This is a genomic window from Nocardia sp. NPDC060220 (genome assembly GCF_042727815.1).
In the GTDB taxonomy this organism is placed as follows: Bacteria; Actinomycetota; Actinomycetes; order Mycobacteriales; family Mycobacteriaceae; genus Nocardia.
Genome location: NZ_JBHWZY010000139.1, coordinates 1 through 10,913, shown reverse-complemented (window position 1 = coordinate 10,913; position 10,913 = coordinate 1). Strand labels below are relative to the sequence as shown.

Annotated in this window: 12 protein-coding genes; 2 read left to right on the top strand and 10 right to left on the bottom strand. The window is 68.1% G+C overall.

The window, feature by feature from the left end; translation table 11 throughout:
- Positions 1-275: DUF3097 family protein (locus ACFWF3_RS09900; RefSeq protein ID WP_379313304.1), on the top strand; the 275-nt coding region annotated here is incomplete at its 5' end.
- 112 nt (positions 276-387) lie between these two features.
- Positions 388-1,200: a hypothetical protein gene (locus ACFWF3_RS09895; protein ID WP_379313303.1), complete on the top strand. Its 813-nt coding sequence runs from the start codon at positions 388-390 to the stop codon at positions 1,198-1,200.
- A 64-nt stretch (positions 1,201-1,264) separates the two neighbouring features.
- Here ACFWF3_RS09895 and ACFWF3_RS09890 read toward each other — a convergent pair whose 3' ends face one another.
- The 10 genes from ACFWF3_RS09890 to ACFWF3_RS09845 form a co-directional block, all read right to left on the bottom strand.
- Positions 1,265-1,759 (bottom strand): hypothetical protein, encoded by a 495-nt coding sequence (locus ACFWF3_RS09890; RefSeq protein WP_379313302.1) that lies wholly within the window; start codon positions 1,757-1,759, stop codon positions 1,265-1,267.
- A gap of 88 nt (positions 1,760-1,847) precedes the next feature.
- On the bottom strand, positions 1,848-2,243 hold the full coding sequence (locus tag ACFWF3_RS09885) for a hypothetical protein (RefSeq protein WP_378627168.1): 396 nt from the start codon (positions 2,241-2,243) through the stop codon (positions 1,848-1,850).
- Positions 2,244-2,329: 86 nt separating this feature from the next.
- On the bottom strand, positions 2,330-3,379 hold the full coding sequence (locus ACFWF3_RS09880) for a ferrochelatase (RefSeq protein WP_379313301.1): 1,050 nt from the start codon (positions 3,377-3,379) through the stop codon (positions 2,330-2,332).
- Entirely contained in the window at positions 3,379-4,215 is an 837-nt protein-coding gene (inhA, locus tag ACFWF3_RS09875) for an NADH-dependent enoyl-ACP reductase InhA (protein WP_266290283.1), read from the bottom strand. The genes ACFWF3_RS09880 and inhA overlap by 1 nt, the downstream gene beginning before the upstream one ends.
- A gap of 127 nt (positions 4,216-4,342) precedes the next feature.
- Positions 4,343-5,059, bottom strand: a complete 717-nt coding sequence (fabG1, locus tag ACFWF3_RS09870; RefSeq protein ID WP_101467171.1) for a 3-oxoacyl-ACP reductase FabG1 — start codon at positions 5,057-5,059, stop codon at positions 4,343-4,345.
- An 84-nt stretch (positions 5,060-5,143) separates the two neighbouring features.
- Positions 5,144-6,148 (bottom strand): VWA domain-containing protein, encoded by a 1,005-nt coding sequence (locus ACFWF3_RS09865; RefSeq protein WP_379313299.1) that lies wholly within the window; start codon positions 6,146-6,148, stop codon positions 5,144-5,146.
- Positions 6,145-7,101 (bottom strand): DUF58 domain-containing protein, encoded by a 957-nt coding sequence (locus ACFWF3_RS09860; protein WP_378627164.1) that lies wholly within the window; start codon positions 7,099-7,101, stop codon positions 6,145-6,147. The genes ACFWF3_RS09865 and ACFWF3_RS09860 overlap by 4 nt, the downstream gene beginning before the upstream one ends.
- 23 nt (positions 7,102-7,124) lie before the next feature.
- Positions 7,125-8,285, bottom strand: a complete 1,161-nt coding sequence (locus ACFWF3_RS09855; protein WP_379313298.1) for an AAA family ATPase — start codon at positions 8,283-8,285, stop codon at positions 7,125-7,127.
- Positions 8,286-8,461: 176 nt separating this feature from the next.
- The gene (locus tag ACFWF3_RS09850) at positions 8,462-9,829 is read right to left on the bottom strand and encodes an NlpC/P60 family protein (protein ID WP_378995347.1); all 1,368 of its coding nucleotides are present in this window, start codon (positions 9,827-9,829) and stop codon (positions 8,462-8,464) included.
- A 322-nt stretch (positions 9,830-10,151) separates the two neighbouring features.
- Positions 10,152-10,703 carry a DUF6676 family protein gene (locus ACFWF3_RS09845; RefSeq protein ID WP_379313297.1) on the bottom strand — a complete coding sequence of 184 codons (552 nt, stop codon included), beginning with the start codon at positions 10,701-10,703 and terminating at the stop codon, positions 10,152-10,154.
- Between the last annotated feature and the right edge of the window lie 210 nt (positions 10,704-10,913).

The window sequence follows — 10,913 nt, the reverse complement described above, 5'->3', positions numbered from 1 at the left end:
TGACCGCCGGCCTCGGCCCGCACGTGCTGGTGACCGGCCATCCCTACATCGATGTCTGGCAGGCGGTACGCCCCGCCGCGCTCGGCATCGATGCCTGGCCGACAGTGCCGCGCGGCGAGGACTGGAAGACCGGAATCTGCGCGCGCCTCGGCTGGGGAACACCGCAGCAGGGCTGGCGCCGTGTCTACGATGCGGTCGGCTCGTTCCGGGATCTGGAAGCCCCACTCATCGGCGCGGTCGAACGGCTCATCGACTTCGTGACCGAGCCGGAGTGAACGCACAGCAGGTCAGACGTATCGTCGCGCCGAAATCGGTGATCCGCGTAGGCACCATCGACCACCTCGGTGCGCGCACGCGATCGCGGGCGAACCTTTATGCTCGATGATTATGTGCTCTCCCAGTGCCACGCTGACGCTGTGGGCCGGCTCCTGGCTGGCCGGTACCAGCGCGCCCGACGACGTGCTGGAGGCACTGCACGCCTGGGCGCCGCACCACACCATCGCGGCGGGCGACCCGGTCACCGGCGGACGTACCGACCTGCCGTGGACCTCGCGCGGTGCGGCGGGCAACGGAGCCATGCCGCTGCTCAAGGTGATCCGCGAGGCGATGGCTCCCGCCGGGGCGCAGCTGCGCCTGGTCCTGCCCGCACCGGGTGACGTGCGCGGGCTGCCGGTCGGCACCGCGTTCGCGGCCGACGCGATCGACGCCGAGGAGGGCTTGCTGCTCGGCGTTCCCGGCGAGCCCGGCACCGGCCTGATCCCGCAGTGGGACGACGACGACGCCCTGCAGTGGACCGTCTACGGCGTCGATCTGCCGCGTATCGCGGGTCACGACATGTCGCTCGGCGAGGCCGAGTACACCATGCGCGAATCGGTGCGCGACGCCGCCGACGCCCTGATGCAACTGCACACCACCTCGGTCGGCAACGGCGACGACGATCCGCGTGAACAGATCGAGGCCCAGCTCGCGGCCTATGCGCGCCACGCCTATCCCGACTCGATCCCGTTGCGCGCCAAGCGAATTCTCGATACGGCCGATCATGTGGCCGCGATCCTCACCGTCGCTCAGCACGAGCCGGCGTCCTCGCCCACCTCGGCCACCGCGCTCGGGGCGCACGAATCCCTGCTGCGGCCGCTGTGGAACACGATCCGCGAGGCCCGCCTCGTCGCGGTCCACGCCGCTGCCCGCCGCGACGGCTGACCTTCCGCATTCGGGACGGACGGGGTAGCCACCGAATCCGGTGGCGCACGCCGGAGCCGATCCGTCAGTGCCGATAAGGCTGCTGGTACTGCGGCTGTTGTGGATACGGCATCTGCTGCGGGTACGGCTGCTGCTGCGGGTACGGCATCGGCTGCTGCTGCGGATACGGTTGCGGGTACTGACCCTGCGGATACTGCGGCGAGTACTGTGCCTGCGGGTAGCCGGGGCCCGACGGGTGCTGCTGTGGGTACGGCTGCTGGTACTGCGCCGGGTACGGCTGCTGCTGATGTGCCATGTGCTGTGGCGGCATCTGATGTGGCGCAGCCTGATTCGAGGAACCACTGAACGCGCGGATCAACACGATCAACACGATGAGCACAACAACCCCGATGATCAGGTACCAGACCCACTCCGGGACCCCGCCACCACCGACGCTGACGCTGCTACCGCCCCCACGACGGGCCAGCACCGCCTCCGCATCGCCCGCGAGTATGTCGTCGCCGGCGAGAAGACCACCTCCCCGAGCCAGTGCGGTCAGCATCATGTCGGCATGGTTCATCGGGCCCTCCCCGTAGCGTCACCCGACCTTCGGGCGAAGGTCTGCGGCGATGCTAACGCAGAGATGCGCCGAACGGGGAAGCGCCAGTTCAGAATCCGCCGAGGGCGACTTTGAGATCGGGCACATCGAGCGACCTGAGCGTCGCATCGCGGACCTGCGGGCAGGTGCGGATGGTGACGGTGTCGACGATGTGGCGGTTGTAGGCGATCGCGGCGTTGGCGACGGTGTCGTTGACCGTCCACAGCTTCATCGCGCCGGTGAACGCCACCCGCGCGACGCGCGGGCCCAGCGCCTTCCACGTCCCTTTCTGTCCGTCGAGGATGCCGCACAATTCCTCGACGGATGCCTGCGAGATCGTGGGCTCGGTGGGCTGCGGGGGCTGGGTCTGATAGCCGGAGTCCCCGCCACAGCCGGTCAGACCGAGCGCGGCGGCGGTCAGCACGAGGGCGAACCCGGCAGCGCGGCGCGGCGTGGTCGAAATCATCGGAAATCCTCCGATCAGTCGAGCGCAACTGTGAAAAGGCTACTCCTCGAACCGGGGACTACCGGTGAATGGTTATCCGGTTGTGTTCAGCGCCGGACCGGGCGCGCGGGCGGTTCGCAGCAACCGGGAGCGCACAGGGCTCCGTCGACGGTGCAGCCGTACCCGGGGACCGTACCGAGTTCGCGCACCGGACCGGCGCTCACGCGTTCGGCGATCAGTTCGACGATCATCCGGGAGAATCGCGGATCGGTGCCGGGTGTCCCCGCACGGGCAAAGGCCATGCCGAGCTCGGCGGCGCGGGTCGACGCTTCGTTGTCGAGGTCCCAGATCACCTCGAGATGATCGGAGACGAAACCGACCGGGCACACCACCACGGCGTCGATGCCCTTGCCGTGCAGCACATCCAGATGGTCGACGATGTCGGGTTCGAGCCACGGTACCTGTGGCGGGCCCGAACGCGATTGCCACACCACGTCGTACTCGGCGAAACCGGTTGCCGCGGCACACAATCGGGCGGCCTCGGCGACCTGCCTGCTGTAGAGGCGGCCACCGTCGGCCGGCGGGCCCGCCGACAGGTCGGCCGAGACGGGGATGGAGTGCGCGGTGAAGACCAAGCGCACGCCGTCGCGGCGCTCGGCCGGAATCTGTTGCACCGCAGCGGCGATCGCGTCGGCGAACGACTCGATCAGCAGCGGGTGATCGAAGTACTGGCGCAGTTTCACCAGCTCCGGGGCACCGGCACCGACCACCGTGCGGGCGCGGGTGATGTCCTCGTCGTACTGGCGGCAACCGGAATATCCACCCCACGCCGACGTCGGGAAGACCAGTGCCGAACGCACACCGTCGGCGGTCATCCGCGCGACCGTGTCCTCGACCATGGGATGCCAGTTGCGATTGCCGAAATAGACCGGCAGATCCAGCCCGGCATCGGCGAGGTCGGCCTCCAGCGCCGCGATGATCTGCTGATTCAACGCGTTGATCGGCGAGACCCCGCCGAAATGCAGGTAGTGCTGCGCGACCTCGGCGAGCCGTTCGGGGGGCACCCCACGGCCCCGAGTGACGTTCTCCAGAAAGGGGATCACGTCCTCGGGGCCCTCGGGACCACCGAAGGACAGCAGCAGCAGGGCGTCCGGCATCAGCTCAGGGACATGTTCTCCGGGAACCACATATTGTGGCTGGCGCCGCCGTCGACGTAGATGATCGAGCCGGTGGTGGCGGGCAGCCAATCCGAGAGCAGCGCCACGATCGACTTGCCGACCGCGCGCGGATCGTTGCCGTCCCAGCCGATCGGCGACGCGCCGTCCCAGTACTGGTCGAGCTGGACGAGCTGCTTGGCATCGTCGGTCGCGGTGCCGGCGATGGCCTTGGCCGCGAGGGTCTTGATCGGGCCCGCGGCGATCAGGTTGGAGCGCACCTTCTTGGCGGCACCGACCTCACGCGCCACATAGCGGTTCACCGACTCCAGCGCCGCCTTGGACACGCCCATCCAGTTGTAGTACGGCATGGCCACGCGCGGATCGAAGTCCATGCCGACGAGCGAGCCGCCCTCGTTCATGACGGGGAGCACGGCGCGAGCGAGCGAGGCGTAGCTCCACGCGGAGATCTCGAACGACTTGGCGACATCGGGGCCAGGGCCCTCGAGGAACGGCAGCGCGCCGGGGCCCATGATCGACCGCGGCGCGAACGCGATGGAGTGCAGCGCGCCGTCGATGCCCTCGGGGGCCAGCTCACGCAGCTTCTCGGTGAGCGCGGCCAGATCCTCTTCGTTGGTCACGTCGAGGCCGATGGCGGGCGGCACTTCCTGCGGCAGCCGCTTGGCGATGCGGTCGATGAGCCGCAGTCGGTCGGGAATACCGGTGATGATCACCCTCGCGCCCTGCTCCTGCGCGATCGCGGCCGCGTGGAACGCGATCGACGAGTCGGTGATGATGCCGGTGACCAGGATGGTCTTGCCTTCGAGCAGTCCGCCCATGAGTTTTCGGTTCTCCTGAAATCAGTATGGTTGCCGCCACCTTGTCGGTGGCGCGGGGCGATCCGTTAGCGGATCAGTGACCCATGCAATAGCAGCCGTCGACGTGGACGACAGCGCCGTTATCGGATCAGTGACCCATGCCCATGCCGCCGTCGACCGGGATGACCGCGCCGGTGACATAGCGGGAGTCCTCCGAGGCGAGGAAGCTGATCACCGCGGCGACATCCTCGGCCTGGCCGAGACGCCCGAGCGGGATGAACTTCTTCGCGGTTTCCTTCAGATCATCGGGCAGCTCAGCGGTCATATCGGTTTCGATGAAACCAGGCGCCACCACATTCGCGGTGATCGAACGCGAGCCCAGCTCACGGCTGATGGAGCGAGCCATACCGATCACACCGGCCTTGGAGGAGGCGTAGTTGATCTGGCCGGGGCCACCGCCGAGCCCGACGACGGAACCGAGGAAGATCATCCGGCCCCAGCGCCCCTTGAGCATGGCGCGGTTGGCGCGCTTGGCACAGCGGAAGGCACCGGTGAGGTTGGCGTCGATGACCCGCTCGAACTGGTCCTCGGTCATGCGCATCAGCAGGGTGTCGTCGGTGATGCCCGCATTGGCGACCAGCACCTCGACCGGACCCTGGTGCTCCTCGACCTCGGTGAACGCGCGATCGACCGAATCACTGTCGGTGACATCGCATTTCACGCCGAACAGACCCTCGGGTACCCCCGATCCACGATGGGTGACGGCGACCTTGTGGCCGTCGGCCTGCAGACGCTGCGCGACCGCGAGACCGATACCGCGGTTACCGCCGGTGACCAGGACCGACCGGGATGTGACGTTCGACATAGGGTCCAACCTATCTGTTCCGATTCGTGCGCCCCGCGTCAGGGTCGCGCCGTTGCGACAGCTCACAACGCGGGGCGGTGGGAGCTAGGGCAGGCGTTGACGATAGAGCAAACTGACCACGACTCCCGCCGCGATGGCCAGCATGCCGAACAACAGCCACGGGCGGCTCGCATCGCCCCGCGTGGTCTCGTAGCCGATCTGTTCCTCGAGGGTGTCGTAGACCGCGGTGAGTTCGGCCAGCGACGACGCGGTGTAGAAGTCGCCGCCGGACAGCTCGGCGATCTCGCGCAGCGAGTCGTTTTCGACCGGCACCTTCACCCGCTGGGAACCCTTGCCGTCGGAGTCCGGGATCTCGACCGTGCCCCATTCGGTACCGAAGGAGATCGTCGAGACCGGGATGCCCTTGTTCTTGGCCAGGCGCGCGGCGGTGAAACCGTGGCGCGGGTTGTCGACGTCCTTGTCGTCGGGCACGGTCTGCTTGCCGTCCGACATCAGCACCACCCGCGCGGGCGGCGGCGTCTCGGCGCCACCGAGGACGGCGGCCAGAGTGTCGATGGACTGCAGGGCCGTGAGGACGCCCTCGCCGGTGGCGGTGCGCTCGGCCAGCTTGATGTTGTCGATCGAGTGCTTGACCGCCTCGCGATTGGTCGTCGGCGACACCATCACCGAGGCCGTGCCCGCGAACGTGACGAAACCGAGGTTGATACCGGGGGTCAGCCCGTCGACGAAATCCTTGCCTGCCTTCTGCGCGACCTGCAACCTGTTCGGCTCCACGTCGGTGGCTTCCATCGACAGCGAAACATCCATCACCAGAACCACAGTCGCGCGGTTACGCGGCACCTTCTGCACGGCGGTCGGACCGGCCGCGGCGATCGTCAGCAGGACCAAGCCCGCCAGGATCAGCGCGATCGGGACATGGCGCATCGGGCTCGGTCGCGACGGGGCGACCCGCTCCAGGATGGCCATGTTGCCGAACTGCAGCATCCGCTTGTGCCGGGCGCGCTGCACCAGCACGTAACCGAGCACGAGCAGGGCGACGACCGCGAGGAAACCGAGCCAGACGACGGCCGTGAAATGCGAAATACTCACTGGCGAGGCACCCGCCCGCTCGGGGCGCCGAGGCTGTGGCGCCGGGTGGACACGAACCGGACCACGTCGGCGATCCAGTCCCGATCGGTCTGCAGGGTGAGCACCGGCGCGCCGCAGCTGCGCAGCGCCTGCGCCACCTGCTCACGCTGGGCTCGGGCCGCGGCCGCGAAATCGGCACGCAACGTGGGAGTGACGCTGAACTCGCGGGTGCGGCCCGATTCGGGATCGTGCAGCACCACGTCGCCGCCGTCGGGCAGCGCGACATCGAGGGGGTCGAGCACTTCCACGGCGAGGAGATCGTGGCGGGCGGAGATCGCGCGCAGGGAGCGCTGCCAGTCGACGTCACCGAGGAAGTCGCTGATCACCACGGCCAGACCGCGTTTGCGTTGCGGACGGCGCAGCGATTCGATCCCGGCCTTGAGATCGCCGCGTACGCCGTCGCGGGCGTGCGGGGTGGTGGCGATGCCGCGCAGCAGGGTCTGGGCATGCATGCGTCCGCTGCGAGCGGGGATGCGTACCAGATCCTGACCGGTCGCGACGACCGCGCCGATCCGGTTGCCGCCCCCGGAGGTGAGGTGGGTGATCGCCGCGGCCGCCGCGATCGCGAGATCGCGTTTGTGTACCCGGCCGGTGCCGAAGTCCAGGCTCGACGACAGGTCGACGACGAGCCACGTCTCGAGCTCGCGGTCGGCGATCATCTGCCGCACATGCGGATGGGTGGTGCGGGCGGTGACCGACCAATCCATCTGTCGCACATCGTCACCCGGCTGGTACAGCCGTGCCTCCCCCGGTTCCGAACCCGGTCCGGGGATCAGCCCCTGGTGGTCGCCGTGCAGCACGCCGTCGAGGCGGCGCCGCACGGTCAACTCGAGGGTCTTGAGCGCGGCGGCCAGCTTCGGGTCGGTCAGTTCACCGGCACGGAACGAGGGCGGAGCGTGAGACGACACGGGCACGCGGACAACGGGTTCCGGCGCACTCACTGGGGCGCGACGGAGCCGGCGGGCTGGGACTGCTGCCCGTTCACCGCCTGCGGCACCGGCGGCTGCTGGGGCGGCTGGGGCACCGGCGGCTGCTGCGGTGCGGCCTGGCCGTTGGCCTGCGGGGCGACCTGCGGCAGCCCGACCGTCTGGAGCACGCGCTTGATGACGTCCTCGGGCGAAACCTCGTCGGCCAGTGCGTCGTACGACAGCACCAGACGGTGACGCAGCACGTCCGGGATGACCTCGACGACGTCCTGCGGAACCACGTAGTCACGGCCACGGATCAGCGCGACCGAGCGCGCCGCGGCGATGATGCCCAGGCTCGCGCGGGGGGACGCGCCGTAGGAGATCCAGCTCGCCACATCCTCCATGCCGAAGTCGGCGGGCGTGCGGGTCGCGGTGATCACACGGACCACGTAGTCGACGAGCGCGTGGTGCACGAAGACGTTGGCGGCCACCTTCTGCAGGCGGATGATGTCCTCGGGGTCGAGGATCTGGTTCGGTTCGGGCGCGCTCACACCCATCCGGTAGATGATCTCGCGCTCTTCCTCGACCGAGGGGTAGTCCACGACGACCTTGAACAGGAAGCGGTCGCGCTGCGCCTCGGGCAGCGGGTACACGCCCTCGCTCTCGATCGGGTTCTGGGTGGCCATGACCAGGAACGGATCGGGCATCGGGTAGGTCTTGCCGCCGATCGACAGCTTGCGCTCGGCCATCACCTCGAGCAGTGCCGACTGCACCTTGGCGGGCGCGCGGTTGATCTCGTCGGCAAGCACGAAGTTCGCGACGACCGGGCCGAGCTCGGTGTCGAATTCCTCGCGGCCCTGCCGGTAGATGCGGGTACCGATGAGATCGGTCGGCACCAGGTCCGGGGTGAACTGCACCCGGGAGAACGAGCCGCCGACGACCTTGGCGAAGGTTTCCACCGCAAGAGTCTTCGCGACGCCCGGCACACCTTCGAGCAACACGTGTCCGCGCGCCAGAACGCCCACGAGCAAACGCTCGACGAGCCGGTCCTGACCGACGATAACCCGCTTGACCTCGTAGATCGCCTTCTCGAGAGTCTGGACGTCACGCTCCAGGGTGCTCGGCGTGGCCGTACCGGCGTCCTTCGCCAGCTTCGGCCCGCTCACACCTTCCGTCGAAGTCACCAACATCCCCGCTTTCGCTTTGGTCCTGTGCGTGCGGCACCAACTATTCCATTGAATCGCCCGGTGCGCCGCAACCGGCCAGTACTAGACGGGGATTCGTCATGCTCGTGACGCCGCTCACGCGCAGCGGCGACTGTGGCGCACGCTGCATCGATCGCGGCCCTACCAGCGGCGATGGACACTCAGCCGGTGACGATGCGGACCGCGTACGGCATGATGCCGTCTTCGCGGACCGGGGAAATCTTCACGACATCCCCGGATTCAGGGGCCTCGATCATCTTGCCGTTGCCCAGATACATCGCCACGTGGGCACTGCCACCGGGACCCCAGAACAGCATGTCGCCGCGCTCGCGGTCCTCGACGTCGACCCGGGTGCCCGCGTTGTACTGATAGCCGCTGTAGTGCGGCAGCGACACGCCGATGCCGGCGAAGGCGTAGAGCATCAGGCCCGAGCAGTCGAAGCCGACCTTGTTGAAGTCACCGTGGGCGTCGCCGGTGCCGCCGTCGCGGATGCCGAGGGTGGGACCGTCTTCGTCGCCGCCGCCCCAGGCATAGGTGACGCCGAGTTGCGACATCGCGCGGTCGACCACCGTTTCGATCGCGGCCGAACCGGTGACCTGCGGTTGCGAGGGTCGCGGTTTGGTTCGGCGCGGGGAGGCCGGGGTCGACTCGAGGTCGGCGTGCGGGCGCTGGCCCTCGTTGAGCTGGGCGGCGCGATCGCGGGCGGCTTTGTCGGCGGCGGCGCGCGAGGCGGCGGCGTTGGCGGCGGCCAGCAGGGCCATCACCTCGGCTTCGCGTTGGTCGTCCCAGGCCAGGAAGATCTCGCGCTGGCTCTGCAGCCCGGCGACGGTCGAGCGGGCGACGTCGAGAGCGGACTGTGCCGCGCTGCGGTCGCGACGCAGGGTGTCGCGAGCCACGGCCTGGGTGTCGAATTCGGACTTCGCGATGTTCACCGCGGCTTGGGCCGCGTCGCGCTTCTGCTCAGCCCCGGCGGCGGCGTTGTCGGCGTCGGTCTTGGCCTGCCGCGCGGCGGAGTTCTGGTTTGCCTGGGCGACCTGGGCGCGGCGCAAGCCGTCCAGGACCTGCCGCTGGTTCTTCGACACCATGCCGAGCACCTGCGCGCGATCCATCGCGGCATCGGGGGTGGAGGAGGCGAGGTAGGTGACGACCGAACTGTTGGCGGGGCGCACGTACGCCTGAGTGGCGACCTGATCGAAATCCTGGCGTGCCGCACCGACTTTCACGCCCGCGTCGGCCAGCTGGGTCTGGCTGTCGGTGACGGCGGCCGCGGCCGCGTCGGCGGCGTCGCGCGCGGTCTGCAGGTCCACGAGTGCCTGGTTGACCGCTTCCCGTTTGCCCGCGAGCTGGTCGTCGAGTTCGCGTAACTGCTGATCGGCCGCCGCGACGCGATTGATCAGTACACCGATCTCGGTGACCCGCGCGTCGACCTGAGCGCCCGCCCCGGCGATCTCACCGTCGGACGGATTGGGTGGAGGGGGTGGCACAGCAGCGACCGGTCCCGCGGCGAGCAGCACTGCCACTACCGCCAGCAAACCGATCGCTATTCGTAATAGACCTGGTTCGTCCTGCCTGCCCGCACTGCGCACGGCACCTCCGAGTATCTCGACTCGACATACGCCACCGGCGCATCAGTCGAAACACCGACCACAAGAGTCGACCAATGCCCCCTGTACCACTGCATTCACGATCGCGTTCATCGCAACCGTACGACACATAGTTCACAAAGGAAACATCCGTCACAGTGGGGCGCGGCATCAATTCACAGATTGCTCGGAATTAGCCTGACCAAGGACAGTTTTCTACCGCAGAAAACAGACCGTTGATCTGGAAATGTGACTGCAGTGAAACCAGTTAGTTGGTGGAACCCGCATCGACGCGCGAGGACGTGGGGGCTGCCGGTGCGTCCACATCGGGACCGCGGCGGACCTTCACCAGGTACAGCCCGGCGATCACGAGTGCCATCAGGGTCAGCAACACCGTGGTGATGACGCCCCAGGAAACGCCCTCCGGCTGCTCGAGCCGGTCGACGAAGGCCTGCACGGCCTCTTCAGGATGATTGCCCTTGTACTTGGCCGCATCCTCGGCCCATTCGAGCCGCACCCGGCTGATGGTGTCGCTGTAGGTGCCCAGCCAGTCGTCGCTGAACACGGCGACAGTGCCGTGGGTGTTCTCGCCGACCTCGGTGGCCAGGTCACGTAGGCTCGAGTCGTGGCCGGGATTACCGGGAACGATGACGACGCTGAGCGGGATCCCCTCGGATCGCGCCTGCGCGACGATCGCCGCCAGTTTCTCCTGATCCTGACCCTTGGGGGCCGCGACGTGATTGTCGGCGAGGTCGGACGCGACGCTGCTCAGCACGGTGTTCGGCGGCAGTTCGGCCGCCATCGGCGCAAAAGTGGTCATGTTCCATCCGGTCTGTCGAGCCACGATCGCCGGTGTCGCGACGGGCGTCCAACACTGCCAAGGTGAGCGTCACTGCGTCTTCCCCGACTTCGCTCGTCAGGCACAGTACGCGACTCGGCGCCCGGCTACGCCTGCGCGGCACCACCCACGGCCCCCGCGTATTTCATAGGACAAGCGTACTGTTAGGATCGTACGGCGAGGAAACAGGCC

What these genes read in the sequence shown, in the direction of transcription:
- ACFWF3_RS09895 (WP_379313303.1), top strand. Translation starts at nt 388, where the DNA reads ATGTGCTCTCCCAGTGCCACGCTGACGCTGTGGGCCGGCTCCTGGCTG.
- ACFWF3_RS09890 (WP_379313302.1), bottom strand. Translation starts at nt 1,759, where the DNA reads ATGAACCATGCCGACATGATGCTGACCGCACTGGCTCGGGGAGGTGGT.
- ACFWF3_RS09885 (WP_378627168.1), bottom strand. Translation starts at nt 2,243, where the DNA reads ATGATTTCGACCACGCCGCGCCGCGCTGCCGGGTTCGCCCTCGTGCTG.
- ACFWF3_RS09880 (WP_379313301.1), bottom strand. Translation starts at nt 3,379, where the DNA reads ATGCCGGACGCCCTGCTGCTGCTGTCCTTCGGTGGTCCCGAGGGCCCC.
- inhA (WP_266290283.1), bottom strand. Translation starts at nt 4,215, where the DNA reads ATGGGCGGACTGCTCGAAGGCAAGACCATCCTGGTCACCGGCATCATC.
- fabG1 (WP_101467171.1), bottom strand. Translation starts at nt 5,059, where the DNA reads ATGTCGAACGTCACATCCCGGTCGGTCCTGGTCACCGGCGGTAACCGC.
- ACFWF3_RS09855 (WP_379313298.1), bottom strand. Translation starts at nt 8,285, where the DNA reads ATGTTGGTGACTTCGACGGAAGGTGTGAGCGGGCCGAAGCTGGCGAAG.
- ACFWF3_RS09845 (WP_379313297.1), bottom strand. Translation starts at nt 10,703, where the DNA reads ATGACCACTTTTGCGCCGATGGCGGCCGAACTGCCGCCGAACACCGTG.